Consider the following 18,813-nt stretch of genomic DNA (forward strand, 5'->3'; position numbering starts at 1 on the left):
CAGAGAGAGGATGGGAGTTCCATGAACGACAGTCATTCATACGCAGAGACGGCGGAGCAGCACATTCCCGCACTGAGGAGGACCCGGATCGAGCCGAAGCGGCTTGTGCGGGTCTTGCCGGATGAGCAAGCATTCCAAGGCTGGCGAACGGAGCACGGCGGCACGATCGACGCCTTCGCCTCCGGCGACTACGCCAAGGGAGACAGCATCGTGCTCGACTTCGGCATCCATTGCGTCGGTTATCTGACCGTGCGAATCGGCGCGGCGGTCGGCCCTGCGGACGCTCCGGTGCGGCTTAAGCTCATCTTCGGAGAGATGCCGTGCGAGATCGGCGAAGACTTCGACAGCTACGACGGCTCGCTCAGCCGCGCCTGGCTGCAGGAAGAGATCGTCAACCTCGATACCGTTCCCGGAACGTACACACTGCCCAGGCGCTATACCTTCCGCTACCTCAGAATCGTTGTGCTGGAGCCTTCGCGCAAGTTCCGTATAACGTTCCCGGACATTTATGTCACGCATGTCACTTCGGGAGACCCGGGCCGGGTCGAGCCGCTGCCGGAATCGCTGCCGGCGGATCTGCGGGAGATGGATCGAATCGCCGTCAAGACGCTGGAGGATTGCATGCAGACCGTGTTCGAGGACGGGCCGAAGCGCGACCGTCGGCTGTGGCTCGGCGATCTGCGGCTGCAGGCGCTCGCGAGCTGCCGGACGTTCGGCAGTCACTCGCTTGTGAAGCGGTGCCTGTATCTTTTTGCCGGCCTTCGGCTGGAGGGCGGGAAGGTGCCGGCTTGCGTCTACGAGAAGCCCGAGCCGCACCCCGACGATATTTATTTATACGACTATGCGTTGTTCTTCGCCGCCGCGCTGCACGATTATTACCGGGAGACCGGCGACGGGCAGACGTTGGCGGAGCTGTATCCGGTCGCTTGCGACCAGATCCGCATCGGCCTGGAGCGGCTCGACGAGCGCGGCATCGTGCAGGACGACGAGACCTGGTACTGCTTCACCGATTGGCGGGACGAGCTGAACAAGCAGGCGTCCGCACAGGCCGTGCTGATCTATTGCATGAAGCGAGCGCTTGCGCTTGCCCGGGCGCTGAACCGGAATGACGATTGCAACTGGCTGGAGACGGAGATCGAGCGTGCCTCGAAGGCGGCGCTTGCGGAGCTGTGGCGTGCCGATGCGGGGTTCTTCGTCAGCGGAGCGGAAGAGCAGGTGTCTTGGGCGTCCCAGATCTGGATGGCGCTGGCCGGAGTGCTGGACCCCGTCGAGACGACCGCATTGATGGACCGCCTGTTCGAACGCCCGCCCGGCGTCGGCATGACGACGCCCTACATGCATCACCACCTGATCGAGGCGCTGTTCGAATGCGGCCGCCGCGAGCGGGCGATCGCGGAGATGCGCCGCTATTGGGGCGGCATGATGGCGGACGGGGCGGACACGTTCTGGGAGCTGTACGACCCGGCGGACAAGCTGAGCTCTCCGTACGGCAGCAACCTCGTCAACAGCTATTGCCATGCCTGGAGCTGCACGCCGGCCTACTTCATCCGGACGTACCTGATCTGAGTCGTTGCCGCCGATGACCTTCCGAAGCCGCTGGCCGCTGATTTTTTATGCGAAAAATCACATTGGCGAGGCACGATAACAGGCAGTTTGAGCAATTGTATGCGAAAAAACGCATTCGTGGAGGAATTTCCGGCCCGAGGTGCCGCATATATGCTAAAAATCGCATAAAAGCGGCACCAATGAGCCTCGAACCTCCGAGTGTATGCTAAAAACCGCATAAAACGGCGCGCTTGCCTGCGAGCAGCCTGGCGAGTGCGCCGGCAAGTGCGCGAGTTGCGGCAGGAGTGCGGTTATTTCGCCTGCATCTCCCGCGTCGGTCCGAGCACGCCGGGCACCGGCAGGCCCGCTTGGCGAAGCAGCACGGTCATCTGGCCGCGATGGTGCGTCTGGTGGTCGATCAGCTTGCGGAGGAATTGGCCGCGCGGCATCTTGCCTCCGAACACGGAGATCTCTTCGGCCATCTGCTCGTCCGTCCACTTCGCTTCGGTCTTGTACGCCTCGGCGATCTCTTCATACTTCGCCGCGACGTCCGCGATTCGGTCGGGCGCCGGGGCGCCGCGCTCCGCAGCCGGTATCTGCAGCCCCGCGATGAGGCCGAACGCTCCCGCCGTTCCGGTCAGATGCCAAGCCAGCCAGTTCAGCGTATTGTGTCCCTCGACGATTGCGGTTTCTTTTTTCTCATCGGTAATCGCTTTGAATACGGCCAGCGTGCCCGCGGCCGAAGCCGACCAATCCTGCAGGAAATCTTCCGTTGTCCGGTACATTCGTATGTTCCCTCCACAAAGTAAGTAAGTATCTCTTCTATTGTATGTGGGATGAGCGGCGAATTCAAACGGAACGGCGGACGAACGCCCCTGGCACCATTCGTCCGCCCCCATACACGGTTCTTTTTTTAAAGCCAGGGCCTCCAGCATAACGCGCCACACATCGCCCCCTCCCTCGTTCTCGATGCCTTCCGCCTCAGGCGGACATACGGCAACAGCCTCCATCGTCCGGATCGGCGCCACGTATTCGGCTTCGCGCACATAGGCCATAAAGGCGCTGCCGCCTTGAATCGGCGGAATTGCTCCTGCTTCACCGAGCGCGCCGACAGATCAAAGATGGGAACCCACGAAGCAAATTCCCTGACAGCCAATTGCAGCCGAATCAGTCGGCTGCGCGCGCTTCGCATGAAAGTCCCTTCACGAATCCCGCGATATAAGCCGCCTGCAGACAGCGGGCTTCCTCCGTAAAGTGGACGTGATCGCAATAGACATGCTCTCCCAGCGCGCGGCTGAAGGCATAGAGATCCAGCACCGGAATGCCGTACCTCCCCGCCGTTGCTTCTGCCGCTTCGTTAAACCGCAGAAGATCCCGATCATAGCGTTTAAACTCGCTGACTCCGGCATTGTGCCGTTCGTCCGGCACGGGAGTGGATTGAATCCAGACGACCTGCCCGATCCCCGTCCGTTCGAGGACCGCGAAGATCGCCGCCAGATTGCTCTTGTAGCTGTCAAGCTCGACCAGTCGGGCGCCCGTTCGCGGGTCCCGCTTGATGTCGTGAAGACCGCAATTCAGCAGCAAGCCGTCGTAGGCCAGATCGCCGAGCACGGCTCTCTCCCGCACATACTCCAGCACCCGGCCGCTGTCGCCGCCGTTCGCCCCGGCGGGCCGGTCAAGATTCGCCGCCGCGTCCCTGTCGCCTTCCTTCGTATGAACGTCGTATTCGCCCGCCAGCAGCCTTCTCAAATACGGGGTGTAATGGAAGGCGATGCTGTCTCCCAACACCAACAGCCTCTTGTTCCGTTCGATGCTAATCCCTCTCCCTTCCGCCGCTTCCGCCGATCAGGAACGCCCCGATCCGAATCCATGTCCCCGCGGACAACGGCTGGCGCTCCGATAGGATGGTCAACGTGCACGTGTGCATCGCGTCGTCCAATCGATCGCACAGCAGCACATAATGGGCCCGTGCGAATTGCGTTGCATAGCGATCCCAAGCGGACGCCCTCTCGGGAACGGAGCCGTCCACCGACCACTCGATGTCCCCGGAATCCTCCGCCACCAACCAATAGATGCCGAGCGCCGTGCCCGCGAACGTGAACCGCAGCACCGTTCCCGGCTCATTCGCTGTCAGCATGTGCGGATATTTGCCCTTTAAGGAGCGGCTGTCCCTCCGCCACCCCGGCTGCGCGACCTTCCATGCGTCAAGCAGATGGCCCTCCAACGGCTGCCTGTGCAGCGCGGGCGGCAGCAACGGTGCGGATGGCATCGGCAACTGCCGTTCCCCGCGATCCTCCCGCGCGCGGCAGAGGTATCGCATGCGCTCCTGCTCCAGATACTCCCCCACCGAATCGGCGTAGAGTCGATGCCCTCGATCGGAAGGGTGCGTCCCGTCCGGCAAGAGGAGCTCGATTCGGCCCGCTTCCCCAGCCGCGAATAACGCCATCGCCCGACCCGCGTCCACCGATCCAAGGCCGTAGTGCTTCGCGATGCGCTCATGGGCCCTCACGCTGCGGGGAACCTGCTTCGTCTTGTCCTCCAGCCAGCGGCGAATGGCCGTATAGACCAGCACGATACCGGCCTCGGGACGCCGGCGCCGAATCTGCCGCACGATTCCTTCCATCGCTCGTTCGACCCTGGTCTCATCCGTTCCCGCATCGTTCACGGCGAACTCCACGAATACAAGGTCCGGGTTCGCGTCCAGCAGGTCCTCCCCGCAGCGGAACGCCCCCAGGTCGGAGCCCGTTCCTCCGATGGCCGCATTGCGCTCCCGGATGTCCGCGCCGGGGAACCGTTCCCGGAACCAGCGCGTCGTCAGCGCTCGCCAAGAAGCCGTCTCTCTATCGGATGCCCCTTCTCCGACAGTAATGGAGCCGCCGAAGTAGCCGATGACGACAGAATCTCCGCCTGCCGCCCGGCGCCATACAGCATCCAGCTTGCTCACTGCGGTTCGCTCCCTTCCTTGCCGTCCCTTGCTTCATTCGGCGGTTCCCGAAGCGTGATGCTGCCCCGGGTGACCGTAAGTCCGAAGTATCCGGGCTCCCGGATGCAGCCGTCCCACCGGTCCAGGGCAGCGAACACTTCCTTCCCGTCGACCCGCAGCGTCAGCCGAACCCCGTCCGCTTCATTGACGGCAGCCGTCTCCAGGCAACACGGCTGCCCATTGCGAATGAAGGCGTTCGGAATGGTATCCCCCGCCAACGCGGGATAGGGATACACATTGCCGAACAATTGCGTGCGCTGACGATCCCGGAAGCGATGAAGCTCGATCCCCTTCGGCGCAATAACCATGACATAGCCGGCATTGTCGGCATCGAAGGCTCGGCCGGAGGGCTGTCGGCTGCGCAAGTATAGGCAGACCAGCTCATTGTCTGCCGCTTCCAGCAGCAGGCCGAAGCGCAGCCGCTCGTCGCCGAAGGCCCGCCCCCGATACACCGCCGTGCCGATCCCGCCTTCCGTGAACGCCCGCAGCAGGCCGGGGCCGTTCGCGATCTCCATATCGGGACTGACGCTCCAGTAAGCCGGATCGCGAACGAAGCGGCCCGCCGGGTCCGGACTCCCGCATACGCGAACCTCGGTGCTCGCTCCTTTCGCTGCGTTATTTTCCCCTTCGCCTGTCCCTGTTCCCGAACCCGCTTCCGCCCGAAGAAGCGCTTGGCCCGGGGCCGCCGCGGTCAACTTCCCATCCGGATCGACCCGCAGCACCTCCGGCCGATCGGAATGGAAGCGTGCCTCCTCGTCGACATAGCTTCTTCCCAGACTCGTGCGGCAGACCAGACGGGCTCGCTGGCTTGCGCCGGGCAGCATCGCATCCGTCTTGAGCTCGATGTGCCTGCCGACAACGGAATCTCCGACATAGACATCGATGTCCGCCGACTTGACGATTCCCCTCCGTTCGACCGTTACCCGAATTCTGCAGCGCCCCGGGGCGATCCCCCGCGCCATACCGCGCGAATCCGCCGTCGCAATCGCGTCGTCGTCCGACGAATAGTGCACAACAGCATCTGCCAGATTGTCGATGCGCACGCCGCGCACCGTCCGGGCGACGAACCCGGGCACCCGCTCGCCGCCGACCTCAAGAAGCAGACATTCCTTGTCCGACAGCACCTCTCCGAGATCGTCGTAGTCCGGACGAAGATGGGCATAAGCGGGCGGCAGCCCGGCTTGCCGAATGACCGCCTCCACCGGCTCGGGCCAATTCCGGCGAGGATATCGCTGCGGCTCTTCGATCTCTACACCCGCCTGGCCCAGGCTGCGATTCATGTAGCAATACCCTTGATCGATCCAGGTGTTCGCAATGGCAATATCGTGAAGCTTGCGGCTGATTCCGCTGATGTTGCACCACAATTCCGTCTTCTCGAACACATTGCCGTCCGCCTGCCAGTCGGAGCTGCCCTCGTCGAAGTAGAAGCCGCCGTACTTGGGTTCGACCTGATTGCGTATATAGTTGTTGGAGATAACGTTCGGATGCTCCCGCGTTCCTCCCGTCGCCCCGATAAAGTACATGCCTCCTCCATCGAACATGGTCGTCATGAAGGTGTCCACGACATTCCGGCAGATGCTCATGCCGCGAGTGCAAGTCACATCTGGCACATCCCAGCCGTATCCGATATGCAGAGCCGAATAGGGGACCCGGCAGATCTCGTTGTTGCGGATCTCCGTATTCCGGGTAAACGTCGCGGAGATGGCTGTTGCGGACCGGTATTCCAACCCGATGTCGTGCAAATAATTGCCGACGATCCGGTTGTCCGAGATCATGTCCGCTTCTTCCGGCAAGCAGTTGCTCCGGTTCTCCGGATTGCGGAATTCGGGGTCGCCGATGCTGATCCCGCCCCCCGATACGTCGGCGATCTCGCACCCTTCGATCCGGTTGCGGCAGCTTGCCTTGGTGATCCGCAAGGCGGTGATGCCCAGCTTGGTCAGCCGGCAATCCTCGAGCGTCACATCATCGGCATACTCGATCTCCACAGCCGCATCGCTCTGATGGTCGCTGTCGAACTCCTCCCCGATCGATTCCCGAATATAGTTGTTCTGGCTGTCGCAGTGCCCGTTGGCATAATTGGGCCGCAGCCAACCGGCATACTCGAAGTCGAGGCTGCGGAAGGTCAGACGGCCTGCCTTGCGGGAGGATGAGCTTCCTCTGACGGACAGCAGCACGTCGATCGTCGGCACCACCGCCTCTGCCGTGCCCATGTCCTCTTCCGGAAGCGGGATGTAATACAACAGGCCTTCGCCGCTGTCCAGGCACCACTCGCCGGGATTGCGAAGCAAGCCGGGGTCGTTCTCGATCCATGAGGGCAGCTTGGCCGACGTTCCGTATTTGTGCGTGATGTAGAAAAAACCGGGCTGCTTCATATAGATCGCCGTTCGGTTCCCGAGCGGCTCCACCCGGTCCACGGTGCAGCGGGACATGGTAAAGCTGTTCGGGTAGACGAGTTCCACATCGCCCGGATTGCGCCACGAGAGGGGGGACGGATCGTCCGTGATATAGGCGGGGCCTCCGGTCAGGCGGCATTCGGGATCGAACTCCGTGCGGCCGAGGAACCCCCGATCGCTGCGGGCGCGCTGGGCTCTGCGTCCGTTGACGTACAATTGCCGGGTCGACAGCGTGCCGACGAAGGCCCGATAGATCCGCTTCTCCTCGTCGCAGCATTCCCATTCTTCGATGCGCCGTCCGCCCGAGATGACCGCCCGTTCTCCGGGATACGAGCGGTAGACGACCTGATGGCCGTTCCTCCCCGAGTCCTCCTCGCCGAAGATCAGGCCGGATTCGCGCAGCGGATAGCGGTCGTCCGTTCCCCCGAAGCGGTTAAACAGCGGCACGCTGCGGGTCTGCCAAGACGGCCGGTAGACGCCGCCCCGGAGATAAACGCATAGGTCGGCGCTTATCCCGGGAATGAGCGATCGCACTCTTCTCTTGGCTTCCTCGATCGTCCGCAGCGGGCAATCGAGCCCTCCTTCGTTGTTGTCATCCCCATGAAGTGCATCCACGTAGAGGCTCGAGCCGTCTGCCGTATCTGCCACATCTGCCGTAACTGCCGTCCCTGCCGTATCTATCGTCACAGCTATCTCTGCCGTCATTGCCGAACATCTCCTTTGGTATAATCGACGCTGTAGCCTCCCTCATTATAAATTTGGAGCATAACCCCCGTAAGATAGCGTTTCCATTAAAAACCGTGCGAAAGTGACGATCGAGACGTACTATTTTCCACATTCACCCGTTTGGCTTCCGGAACAATTCGTGCACAGAGACGACGGCTCGAACTTGCTGCTCTTCCGTTAGGGCCTCAAAATGGAGAAACTGGCTCCGCATCTTCATTAGACTTGTCTTCGCATCGGACAACGGAAAGTATTCCATCCCGACATACCCGTCGTAACCCGCTCCGCGAATCGCCTCAAGGACATTCGGATAATGAATCTCGCCGGTGCCCGCTTCATGCCGTCCGGGATGATCCGCCATATGGAAATAGGCGATTCGATCGATATGGGAAACAATCGCGGGAATGAGATTGCCTTCGGTGATCTGCTGATGATACATATCGAAGACAAGCTTCACATACGGGCTGTCCACTTCGTCGATAATGGCGAAGGCTTCCGACGAACGCTCCAGATAGTAACCCGGATGGTCGATCCGGGTGTTAAGCGGCTCGATGAGCAAGGTGATGCCGGCTTGTGCAAGCAAAGGCACGGCTTCCTTCAGACCGGCGATCAGGCTCATCCGCTGCGCCTCCCGCGACACGCCCGGCAATAGGTTGCCTGTCTGGCTGATCAGATGAGCACAGTTCAACCGGCGGGCAACGGTCAGGCTCTCCTGCAATCCGGCGATATAACGACTGCGGCAGGCCGGGTCCACCAGAGAAACCATCCGTGTGCACATCGAAGCCAATGTCAATTCGAGACGATCTTTGGCGCGCTCCAGCTCGTCCAGTTCCTTGTCCCACCAGCCCCACATTTCAAAAGCGTTGTAACCGATCGCCCGCACCAGTTCCAGTTGTTCGCCGATGCTCATGCGCGTTTGCCCGAAAACAGCATCGATTGAAGGAGAAAATATCATATCCGCGCTCCTCTTCTTATCCTTTACTTTTTAATAGGTCAACACGACCTGAATGATATCGTCGGCATGCGAATCGATCATACGATAAGCGTCGGCCGCCTGTTCATAGGGAATGCGATGAGTGATCAGGTTGTCCAGCTTTAATCTCGCGAGCAGCGACAGACAGGTCTCTTCCTTCCGCTTGTGATCCCACATATGACGAATGTCGGGATTGATGCGGCTGGTCTGCGAGGACTTGAGCGTGATTCGATTGTGGTGGAACTCTTCCGCCAGGTTCAAGTCGACGCACGCCCCCTGGTACCAGCCGAGCGCCGTCACCGTACAATCCGGCGCCGCCATGCGAATCGCCTGCTGCAACGCCCGCTGGCTGCCGGATACCTCAATGACTGCATCCGCCCCTCTTGCATTCGTCAGCTTGCGAATCTCGTAAGCGACATCTTCCCCGGACGCGGCGTTAAACACGTGATCGGCGCCGACCGCAAGAGCAGTCTGCAGCCGCTTGTCCAGCACGTCGACGCCGATGACCCGATGCGCCCCCGACATCTTGGCCATCTGCACGACCAGTTGCCCAAGCACACCGAGGCCGGAGACGACGACCGTGTCGCCCAGTTTAATCCGGGTATCGAGAATACCGTTATAGGCCGTCATCAGGTTAGTAAACAGGACGCCAAATTCAGGAGGCAAATCTTGAGGAAGTTTGATCACTTCCCTGTGGGACTTGACCGCTTCCGATTGATGAGGCGCATTAGCGTAAACGAGATCGCCGGGCTTGAGGTCCCCCGCATCCTCGCCGGTCTCCACCACCTCTCCTACGCAGGCATAGCCCATATACCACACGCCGGGGTCGCAACTGCGGATCGGATAATGCCACGCTTCCTCTGTCTCGACGGGACGGAACAACCGGTATTCGCTGTCGTTGTTGCGGCTAAAGAAGGGGGCGATGCCCCGGTAAACGTTCATCTCCGAGCCGTGACTGATACCGGAATATAATGTGCGAATACGGACTTGTCCCGGCCCGGCCTCCAAGTCGCCTCTTTCGACCACTCGCAATTGCTTTGGACCTTCATATACCAAAATTCTCATCGCAGCCTCCACCTTTCCGATTCTTTCACCAGAAGTATACTGAAATTCCGGCTTCGACATGTTATCGTCGATACAGAGGAATTTACCACTTTTACAGATATCGGAGGCAGCCATGTTAAATGATCGACTGGAGGAGACGATTCATTTTCTACTGCGCAAAGCGGAATTAAACATTCTGGCTTTCGAACAGAATCGCCGGACGAAGATGGGCTTTATGAATCGTCGGCTCCCCTTCTATGTGATGTCCTATCACAAGGAAGGCACGGCAAAACTGCGCATCGGCGGCGATCAGTTGATCGAGGTTCCTCCGAAAACCGTTTTGTTCATCCCTCCGTTCGTCCTGCACGATCACTTCAAAGATACGGGCGAGCGCACGGAATTTATGTACTGGCACTTTACCTTCATGATAGATCGCGTGTTTGACGTGCTGCAGTTTTTTCAAATCCCGTACCAATTCCCACTGAGGAACTTCAAGCTGTTTGAAGAGACCTTCGCCGGTTATCTGGCAGAATTGGAGAGGCCGAAGACAGGCTTCCCGCTAGGGCCTATTCTGGAAAAGGCGAAATCCTACGAGTTGCTATATTATCTGCTGCAGGAAGCATTGGCTTGCGACGAGATGAGCGCCTTGACTTCGCAAGCCCACCGTTTCCTCGACATTCTGGTGCATATCTTCCAAAAACCCGAGCAGCCGCTGTCGCTGCGGGAGCTGGCCGTCGACTACCACATGAATGCCACTTATATCTCGAACAGATTCAAGGCGCTTTACGGTATCGGTCCGATTCAACTGCAGCGTGAAGTGCGCATTCAGAAAGCCCGGTCGCTGCTGGCTGCAAGCGATCTGCCCGTCGCAGAGATCGGCCGGCTGGTCGGCTGTGAAGAACTGCAGCATTTCTCGCGGCTCTTTAAATCCATCGTCGGCATGTCTCCGTCCGACTATCGGAGAGCAAGCCGGAATTCTATCAAATCCGAGCTTCTGTAAACGAAAAGCGTAAGCGTAAATTGCCGATGTACTGTAACTGTGCGATCGGTGATCCATCGAGCTTTCTCATCCCGCCGTGCGCTAGCTCTCCTTCTCTCCACCTCCTCGCAAGAAAATTTCCATATTATAGTTGATACAAGGCCGCTATCCCCCCTTCTGCGCGGTTATGCCTCTTCTCCCCTTGGATCAGGAACCTCCGCTTGCCGATCATGCCCTTGGGTCTTAGGACAGCCCATTCCCCTTGCACCTCCTTATCCTGAACGAAAGGGAGAAGAGACCTAATGCCGCCAGAGGAATTACTCAAGTGTGGGCGTTCGAGCGGGCATGGTGGGGGCAGATGAGTAACCACGGGTCAACTGGAGCGGCGATTGGCGCGCGGAGGGACTGAGATGAGTCACCATTACTCAAGTGTGGGCGTTCGAGCGGGCATGGTGGGGGCAGATGAGTAACCACGGGTCAACTGGAGCGGCGATTGGCGCGCGGAGGGACCGAGATGAGTCACCATTACTCAAGTGTGGGCGTTCGAGCAGGCATGGTGGGGGCAGATGAGTAACCACGGGTCAACTGGAGCGGCGATTGGTGCGCGGAGGAACCGAGATGAGTCACCATCACTCAAGTGCGGGCGTTCGAGCAGGCATGGTGGGGTCGAAATAACCAAATGGGACGCAGCGGAGGTATCCCCGCTGCGTCCCGTTTGTATTCTGGCCAATTGCCGCTTCAAGCGGAGACCGTCCGCCCTCACTCCTCTTCCTCCAGCTCCTTGTCCGGAATCCAGATCGACACCTCCGTGCCCTGCCCCGGTTCGCTGTCAATCGCCAGCTCCGCCTCCGGGCCGAAGTACATCTGCAACCGCCGCAGCAGGTTCTTCATCCCGTAGCCGCCGGGCGAGGCCGGATGGCTCTGCCCGTTCAGAAGCTGCTCCCGCCGCTCCGGCGGAATGCCGGAGCCGTTGTCGACGACGGTGAATACCGTCCGTCCCTCCCGCGCGGCGATCGAGATGCGAATGACTCCGCCGCCCTCGCGCCCGTTAAGGCCGTGCAGAATCGCATTCTCCACAATCGGCTGCAGCATATGCTTGAAGATGCGCCGCCCGCGAACGTCGGAATCGGCCGCGATGATCAGCTCGTAGCTGCAATTGTAGGAGGTCTCGTTGATTCGCACATAATCCTCGACCATGGCCAGCTCCTCCGCGACCGTGACGATCGTGTTGCCTTTGTTCAAGGAAGCCCGGTAATAGCGGGACATGTAATCGATGAGCTGCGAGGTGCGCCGGTCCTTGTTCCATTGGGCGTTCCACTTGATGACCGACAGCGAGTTGTACAGCAGATGAGGATTGATGCGTGCCTGCAGCAGCTCGAGCTCGAACTTGGCGCGGTCCCGGTCGGCCTTGAGCCGCTCCTCGTGCAGCCGGTTCATCCGTTCGAGCAGCATATAGAACTTGTTCTTGATGATCGCGATCTCGTGATCGTCCGCCTCCGCGGCGAATTTATCGGCGGTCCAGAACCGCTCGTCCGTCTTCAGCGTGTCCAGGAATTGCTTGAGGATGCGCAGCGCCATCCGGGACGAATAGCCGGACACGTACAGCATAATCGTGAGCGCCACAACAAAAATCAGCACGACGAGCGCCACCATGCGCAGAATCGACTGCAGGACGACCGTCTCCGGGACGGCTGCGATAATCGTCAGCGACGGATTCAGCGTTCGAACGGAGGTCCGGTAGCCCTTGCCGTCGAACGGGGAGCCGACAGCGGCCGCGAACGTCCCGCCCCGGGCATACTGCACCGTCCCGCCGCCATCCGCGAGCAGCAGCGAAGCCTTCTCGGGCAGCGCCGTATTGTCCGCAATCTGAACGAGCTGCGCGAAGGAGATGTTGGCCTCCAGAATGCCGAGCCCGCCATTGTAGCCGCGAATCTCCCGGTAGAACTGCAGGAACTTCGCATCTCCCCGGTACTTGCGAACGCTAAGCGCCTCCGCCCAATAAATGCCGGACGCGCCGGCCTCCTGCAGCTTCTGTTCGATATGCAGGTCGCGGATTCGGTCGTATCGTTCGATGAAGCTGCCCTCGTAGATACTCTCGTTGTACGGATACACGGTGAAGAAGCTGCGGTCCCGGCTCCCCAGCGGCTCTGCGATCAGCAGCTCGAGGTTGTCGTACAGCGGCAGCATCTTCTCGATATCCTTGTCGTATTCCACTTGCAGCGCCTGCAGCAAATAACGGTTCTGCACGACCATATCGCTCTTCAGGTAGACCGTCTCGATCTGGTTGGCGATCAGTTGCCCGCTGCTCTCGGCGGCGTCGCGCAGCCCGCGATTGAATTCCTTTGTCGTATCGTACGCGATGTAGAAGCAGATGGCGACGACGACGAGCAGCAGCGGAATGCTCGTAATGAGCACCATATTTTGCCGCACCCGGCGTTCCAGTCCCGTACGGACGGCTGCTTGTCCCCCGATGTCCATAAGTCCTCCCGCTTCTTATCCGACTGCGGATTCCTGGAACTTGCTGGGCGTCATGCCCGTATGCGCCTTGAAGACGGAGCGGAAGTGCGCCTCGGTGCGATAGCCGACCCGCTCGGCCGCCTCGTAAATCTTCATATAGGGGTCCTTCAGCATCTGCTTCGCGGCTTCCACTCTCCGGTAGGTTAAGTAATCGAAGATCGTCTGCCCCGTCTCCTTCTTGAAAATAACGTTGGCATGGCTCGCGCTGATCTGCAGATGGCCGACAATCTGGTGCACGCTCTCAATCTGCGCGTAGCCCCGGTCGATAATCGCCTTGATATCGTCGACGATCCGGGCATTCTTGCCGATCGCCTCGTCGTGGATCAGGCCCCGGCAGGCGGAGGACAGCAGCTCGCGAATCAATTCGCGCACGTCGGCCATCGTCTCGAACAAGGACAGCTCCTTCCACACCTTAAGCTCGTCCCCGCACACATCGCCCAGGCTTTTGCCCGCCTCCAGCAACGACGTCTGTATCGCATGAACGATGGCGTATGCGAGCGTCTTCGCCTCTTTCTCCGAATAGTCCGCCCGCTCCCCGTAGCGCCTCTCCATGAAGGCGTCGATCTCCGTCGGCTGCTGCGTCGCCAGCAGGCTGCGCACCTCCTTGGCGATCTCGCCCGGGCCGATCTCCGGCTGCGTCCCTTGGCGGCCGACCTCCGAATAGAAAATCACGCGGTTGCCGCGGCTGTAAAACTTCGAACGGGCGGCCGATTCGGCCTGGCGATAGGCGGCGGATACGGCCGTCCAGTCCGACGAGAGCTCGCTGATCCCGATCGTGATCTGAAGCTCAAGCCGCTCGTTCGCGTACTCGATGCAGCGGTTGGCCCATTCGGTCGCTTCGTTCAGCGTCGTCCGGCCCGACGTGACGCGGCAAGGCACGAGCGCAAGCAGCGTGTCGTAATGATCGGCGGCAACATAGCCGGAGAACGTATCCGCGATGCTCGATCGCACGAACGTCTGCAGCGCCACCATCAGCAGGTGCCGCTGCTGAAGCGGCATCTCCTTGTAGCGAACCTCGTAATTGTCGATCTGCACGAACAACACGGCATAGCTGCCGCGGCCCGCTTCCAGCTTCAAATACCTTAAACGCTCGTCCAGCTCCTCCAGAGGAATGCGCTCGCGGAACAGCAGCTCGCGGATAAATTGCTCCTGCAAGAGCGGCAGGCTCTCCTCCACCAGCTTGTGAAGCTTCTCTTCCGCGAGCCGCTTGTGATTGTCGCGCTCCTTCACCCCGCGAAGCTTCTCGAACACCCGGACGAGCTCGTCCAGCTCGATCGGCTTGAGCACGTAGGCGTTCACTTCCAGATCGATCGCCCGCTGCAGATAAGCCAGATCGTCGAAGCAGCTCATGAAGACGAACCGGGTGTCGGGCAGCTCCCGCTTGATCTTCTCGGTCATCTCGATCCCGTTCATCATCGGCATCGAGATGTCCGTCAGCACGAAGTCCGGACGCAACTCGATGGCCTTCCGGTAACCGTCCTCGCCGTTGACCGCCGTACCCGCCACTTCGATCCGCATCTCCGTCCAGTCGACCAATCCCGTCACGCCGATCCGATCGTTCGGATTGTCGTCGACCACCAGCAAGGTGTACATGGCGCTCCTCCCAAGTCGTGTGCCTGCCCGAGCGTTACTCTGTCTCTTCAATCATACCATTGCTGATTATACCATTGCCGATTATAACATTGTCGATCTGCATGCTTCCAGACACGGAGACGTCGTTGCCGAAGCGAATCTGCTCGATCTCCGCGCTTGCGGTGCGGAAGCTCGCCTGATCCAGCAGCTTGACCCCGTTCAGATACAGATCGAACGTGTCCGTATCCGTGTCCGCCTCGATGCGGAGATGGTACCAGGTGTCGGCTGCGAGCGAAGCCAGTTGATCCTGAACGCTTCCTCTGTTGTTCACCAGGTAACCGTTCATGATGCCGAGCGTAATCACCGGCTCCGAGCGCGCATTCAGCAGGTAAGGCGCCAGCCGGAAGCCCGACGTGGCCGACGTCTTCAGATCGAGTTCGATCGACAGCTTGCCGTGCGTATTGCGGAAAATACGGTAAGCGACGACGGCGCCGCTGCCGCTTCCCCCGCTGTTCAGCTCCAGCGCTTGGCCGCTCCCCGTCGGCGCAACGCGGACGGTGCCGCCGGTCTCCACCTTATCCCAGTTCAGCGGGTTGCCGCCCGGTGTGTACGACTCGAAGTCGTCGTCGACCAGCTCGCCGTCCGCTTCCTCCTCCGGAGGCGGGCTTGCCGGAAGAATATCGCTGTAGACCGAAGTAATGCCGCTGTCTGCGATAATATCCAGTGCGGCCTGCGGCCACTCCCCGTCCGTGACGAACGTCGTGCCGGTCAGGATGCCTTCCGGCGCCGCGATGCCCAAGGTGTCGGAGAAGTTGCCCGTTCCGGAGATGTTGGCGTTGCCGCCGTTCGTGACGAACAGCTTCTGGGACTGCCGAACGACGTTGTCGTTCACCCGCCAGTCCGAGGTGCCCTGGTCCAGATAGATGGCGCCATGGTAGTTGGGCACGCCTCTGATGTCATTGTCGTGAATGAACGACTCATGGCCCGTTCCGTAGGAGCTTCCGACGGCGTAGATGGCGCCGCCGTCGTGGAGCACCTGCATGACGTCGCGGATTTTGTTGTAGGCGATCTCGTTGTCCCGGGTCGCGTTGGCCGGGAAGTTGGACCAGCCCCAGCCGATGTGCACGGCGCTGTAGGGCAGCCGCGCGAATTCGTTGCGGGCGATCGTCAGACCGACCGGATATGCGGCGGACACGCCGACGCCCGAACGGTATTCCACGGCGATGTCGTGAATGTAGTTGTTGTCCACCGAGATATTGCGAAGCAGGTACTTCGGGTCCGACGGATAACGGTTGTTCGGGTCGTTCATATCGACCTCTCCGATCTGGATCGCCGAACCCGATATATCGTAGAACCGGCTGCCGCGAATATACATATCCTGGCTGCCTTCCAGAATGTTCAGCCCCGTCGCGCCGAGCCGCGTGAAGTCGTCCCGTTCGAAGTCGATCTGCCTGCCCGTCCGCACGACAACGGCCGCATCGGCGATGAACTCCTGCGGATACGCGTTCCCGGGCAGAGCGGGCTCGCGAATATAGTTCGCCTGAATGTCCGCGTGGCCGGAATCCGTGCTCGGGCGCAGCCAGCCGGCGTCCGCGAACGTCAGCCCCTCGAATGCCATGTCGTGCACCGGCTCGTCGATGCTGTCGCCCTCAATCGTCACCAGCTCGGTCAGCGTCGGCGCAACGACGGACACCGTCGCCATGTTCTCTCCGGCTCTCGGCTTGTAATAGAAGTAGCCCGCGGATTTATCCAGGTACCACTCGCCGGGGCTGTCCAGCAGCTCGTAGGCATTCTCGATATACCACGGCACGGTCGGCGCCGTGCTTCCCTTGGCCAGACCGTACGCCCAGCCCGGCTGATCCATGACGATCGTCGCCGTCGAGCCGCTTGCCGTGATCTGGTCGACGCTGAAGCGCGGCGCGGTCCAACGCTCCTTGTAGACGAATTCGATATCGTCCGGATTCGCCCAGCCGGCCATGTCCGTCCAGGTTGTCGTATGCCCCGCGCTGTCCGCCGTCCCGTCGGGCAGCCCCAAGTCGCTGCGGGCGCGGACGGCGCGCTCGCCGTTCACATACAACTGCCTGGTGTCGATCGAACCGGACGGGGCGCGGTAGATGCCGTTCACGCTGTCATACAGCGTCCAGCCCGCAACGACCGTCCCGCCGCTGAGCACCGGCTTCTCCCCCGGATAAGCCCGATAGACGACGCGGAAGCTGCGCGTGCCGGAATCCTCCGTGCCGAACGCGAGCGTATCGTCCAGCGAATAAGTGCCGCCGCGCAGGAAGACAACGATATCTCCCGTCATCGCGTCATTAAGAGCGCGCACCGCATCGCGCGCCGCCTCAATCGTCTTCAGCGGCTCGGCGAGCGAGCCGGCGTTCGCATCGTCGCCGTTCGCCGGGTCCACATACAGCTCCGCTTGCGTTCCCGGCGGCAGATACGTGAAGGCTTGCGAGACCGCAACGCTCGCGTTCCCGCTGCGCACCGCGATTGCCTTCAGCGTGACGCTGCTCTCCGGCAGCACGACATCGGCTTCCTCCTGCGCCGCCAGCGTTCCGTTGGTCGCAAGCCCCGTTGCCGCATTGTACGCCGGCGCCGTCCCGTCAAGCGTGTAGATCAGGCCGTCGGCATTCACGGATCGTATCCGGATCGACTTGCTCTCGTGGTAAAATCCGTCGTGATAAGGGGCCGGGTCCTCCAGCTCGACCTCATTCGGCAACGCCGTATACGTGCGCATCAGACTGGCCGTCTTCGTTCCGGCGACGAACGCGGCAGCCTTCAGCGTCGTCGTGTCGACGATTGAGATATAGGTGCCGAAAGCGACATCGCCGGTTATCGCCGTCCCGTTCGTCAGCGTCGGCTCGCTGCCGTCCAGCGTGTAGCGGATCGTGTCGGCACCGATCACCGAGAGGCCGATCTCCGCCGACGAATCGGTGAACGAGAACGAATCGTCCGCCGTCAAGAGCGCCGCGGGCGCACCGTTCATGACGTAGCGGTCCTTGTACATCGTCAGCTCGGTCTCGACGCCGGTTCGGTCGCTCGTATAGAACGGAGCCAGCTTCACGAGGTATACGCTGTCGTCGTCGATTGGAATCGACACGGTCTCCCCGCCCGTTCCGGTATAGCGATACACGCTGTCGGCAACGGACGTGCCGGACAGATTCCGATAGCGAACGTTAAAGCCCGCGATCCGATCCGGCGTCTCCGGCACGCCGACCTCCAGGCTGCCGCCCGAGACCGACGCGGCGAACGTCGGACGCTCGGACGCGTCCGGCACGACGTTAAGCAGAAAGTTGTCGATACGCGTCGTGATGTTCGGGAACGTGAACAAGCCGACAAACCCGGATGTCTGATATCCGGTAAGCGCATTCAAATTGTTGTATTCGACAACTGGCGTCGTACTGTCGTCCACATAGGCTTGGACGGTTCCATCCGCCACGACGACCTTCAAGCGGTAAGACGGCCACGGGAATGAGCTGGGCGCAATCGCGGGCCCGCCGTAGGAAGCGATCGCATGGCGATCCGTCAGCCGCGTCGTCCCGTTCAGGAAGGCCATATAACCCGACGTGTCAAAATATACTTTCTGATGCTCCCCCCAGCCGTTCGACCAAATCTTCTTCCCGAATTGCAGCCCCACATTGCCGCCCTGCGTGAAGCCCGTCAGCGTCACATCGAAGGAAGCCTCGAAGTTCGCGAAGGTCGCAACCGGCGCGGAGGCGAAGCCATCCCCGAACACGCCGATCGTCGAGCTGCTGGCGGAGCCGAGCTGCAATTGACCGTCCTGCAGCGACGCGTGCGCCGTGTCGCCGGCGAACTTCCACACATTCGCGCCGTCCCCGTCCTGATACGTATCCCCCGTTATTTGCCCGGCATTGAAGTCCGTCAAATACGCCTGGCCATCGGTATCCAATAACGATGTTGCTCCCGCTTCCGACGGATCGGCCAAGGCGAGCAGCGTACCTGCCGCCAGGGCAGCCCCGGCGAAGCCAAGCCAGCGAATCGTCCGCTTCATATCCTTAATCCTCCCTCCATGGATAAGAGCCGGGAGCGGCCTTCGCGCGCCTGCCGCGCAAACGATCTGGAC

Annotated in this window: 11 protein-coding genes; 2 read left to right on the plus strand and 9 right to left on the minus strand. The window is 60.7% G+C overall.

Translation table 11 applies throughout. The features are described 5' to 3' along the window. Positions 1-21: 21 nt before the first annotated feature. Positions 22-1,566: an alpha-L-rhamnosidase-related protein gene (locus tag E6C55_RS10680; RefSeq protein WP_136369777.1), complete on the plus strand. Its 1,545-nt coding sequence runs from the start codon at positions 22-24 to the stop codon at positions 1,564-1,566. Positions 1,567-1,856: 290 nt separating this feature from the next. Here the strand turns inward: E6C55_RS10680 and E6C55_RS10685 are convergent, their stop codons facing one another. The 6 genes from E6C55_RS10685 to E6C55_RS10710 form a co-directional block, all read right to left on the minus strand. After that, a complete protein-coding gene (locus tag E6C55_RS10685; RefSeq protein WP_136369778.1) occupies positions 1,857-2,330 on the minus strand; it encodes a DinB family protein in 474 nt (157 codons plus the stop codon). A gap of 382 nt (positions 2,331-2,712) precedes the next feature. After that, positions 2,713-3,330, minus strand: a complete 618-nt coding sequence (locus tag E6C55_RS10690; protein ID WP_168735574.1) for an SGNH/GDSL hydrolase family protein — start codon at positions 3,328-3,330, stop codon at positions 2,713-2,715. A 28-nt stretch (positions 3,331-3,358) separates the two neighbouring features. Next, on the minus strand, positions 3,359-4,489 hold the full coding sequence (locus E6C55_RS10695; protein WP_136369780.1) for an SGNH/GDSL hydrolase family protein: 1,131 nt from the start codon (positions 4,487-4,489) through the stop codon (positions 3,359-3,361). Continuing rightward, positions 4,486-7,626 (minus strand): right-handed parallel beta-helix repeat-containing protein, encoded by a 3,141-nt coding sequence (locus E6C55_RS10700; RefSeq protein WP_136369781.1) that lies wholly within the window; start codon positions 7,624-7,626, stop codon positions 4,486-4,488. Before E6C55_RS10700 ends, E6C55_RS10695 begins: the two co-directional genes overlap by 4 nt. A 133-nt stretch (positions 7,627-7,759) precedes the next feature. Next, complete coding sequence (locus E6C55_RS10705; protein WP_136369782.1) at positions 7,760-8,599, minus strand: hydroxypyruvate isomerase family protein; 840 nt, start codon at positions 8,597-8,599, stop codon at positions 7,760-7,762. Between the two features lie 30 nt (positions 8,600-8,629). Beyond that, on the minus strand, positions 8,630-9,682 hold the full coding sequence (locus tag E6C55_RS10710; RefSeq protein WP_136369783.1) for a zinc-dependent alcohol dehydrogenase: 1,053 nt from the start codon (positions 9,680-9,682) through the stop codon (positions 8,630-8,632). A gap of 112 nt (positions 9,683-9,794) precedes the next feature. Here E6C55_RS10710 and E6C55_RS10715 point away from each other — a divergent pair, with 112 nt between their 5' ends. Then, the gene (locus tag E6C55_RS10715; protein ID WP_168735575.1) at positions 9,795-10,661 is read left to right on the plus strand and encodes a helix-turn-helix domain-containing protein; all 867 of its coding nucleotides are present in this window, start codon (positions 9,795-9,797) and stop codon (positions 10,659-10,661) included. A gap of 738 nt (positions 10,662-11,399) precedes the next feature. Here E6C55_RS10715 and E6C55_RS10720 read toward each other — a convergent pair. Genes E6C55_RS10720 through E6C55_RS10730 form a run of 3 tightly spaced genes read right to left on the minus strand, consistent with a single transcriptional unit; the run spans position 11,400 to position 18,741 of the window. Then, the gene (locus tag E6C55_RS10720; RefSeq protein ID WP_136369785.1) at positions 11,400-13,118 is read right to left on the minus strand and encodes a sensor histidine kinase; all 1,719 of its coding nucleotides are present in this window, start codon (positions 13,116-13,118) and stop codon (positions 11,400-11,402) included. 15 nt (positions 13,119-13,133) lie between these two features. Then, entirely contained in the window at positions 13,134-14,750 is a 1,617-nt protein-coding gene (locus tag E6C55_RS10725; RefSeq protein ID WP_136369786.1) for a response regulator, read from the minus strand. Between the two features lie 34 nt (positions 14,751-14,784). After that, positions 14,785-18,741, minus strand: a complete 3,957-nt coding sequence (locus E6C55_RS10730; RefSeq protein WP_168735576.1) for a chitobiase/beta-hexosaminidase C-terminal domain-containing protein — start codon at positions 18,739-18,741, stop codon at positions 14,785-14,787. Positions 18,742-18,813: the final 72 nt, after the last annotated feature.

Origin of the sequence: Cohnella fermenti, assembly GCF_004801405.1 — a bacterium.
GTDB lineage: Bacteria > Bacillota > Bacilli > Paenibacillales > Paenibacillaceae > Cohnella > Cohnella fermenti.

Excerpts from the sequence above, each read along its gene's own strand:
- E6C55_RS10680 (WP_136369777.1), top strand. The coding sequence starts at position 22 with ATGAACGACAGTCATTCATACGCAGAGACGGCGGAGCAGCACATTCCC.
- E6C55_RS10685 (WP_136369778.1), bottom strand. The coding sequence starts at position 2,330 with ATGTACCGGACAACGGAAGATTTCCTGCAGGATTGGTCGGCTTCGGCC.
- E6C55_RS10700 (WP_136369781.1), bottom strand. The coding sequence starts at position 7,626 with ATGACGGCAGAGATAGCTGTGACGATAGATACGGCAGGGACGGCAGTT.
- E6C55_RS10705 (WP_136369782.1), bottom strand. The coding sequence starts at position 8,599 with ATGATATTTTCTCCTTCAATCGATGCTGTTTTCGGGCAAACGCGCATG.
- E6C55_RS10710 (WP_136369783.1), bottom strand. The coding sequence starts at position 9,682 with ATGAGAATTTTGGTATATGAAGGTCCAAAGCAATTGCGAGTGGTCGAA.
- E6C55_RS10715 (WP_168735575.1), top strand. The coding sequence starts at position 9,795 with ATGTTAAATGATCGACTGGAGGAGACGATTCATTTTCTACTGCGCAAA.
- E6C55_RS10720 (WP_136369785.1), bottom strand. The coding sequence starts at position 13,118 with ATGGACATCGGGGGACAAGCAGCCGTCCGTACGGGACTGGAACGCCGG.
- E6C55_RS10725 (WP_136369786.1), bottom strand. The coding sequence starts at position 14,750 with ATGTACACCTTGCTGGTGGTCGACGACAATCCGAACGATCGGATCGGC.
- E6C55_RS10730 (WP_168735576.1), bottom strand. The coding sequence starts at position 18,741 with ATGAAGCGGACGATTCGCTGGCTTGGCTTCGCCGGGGCTGCCCTGGCG.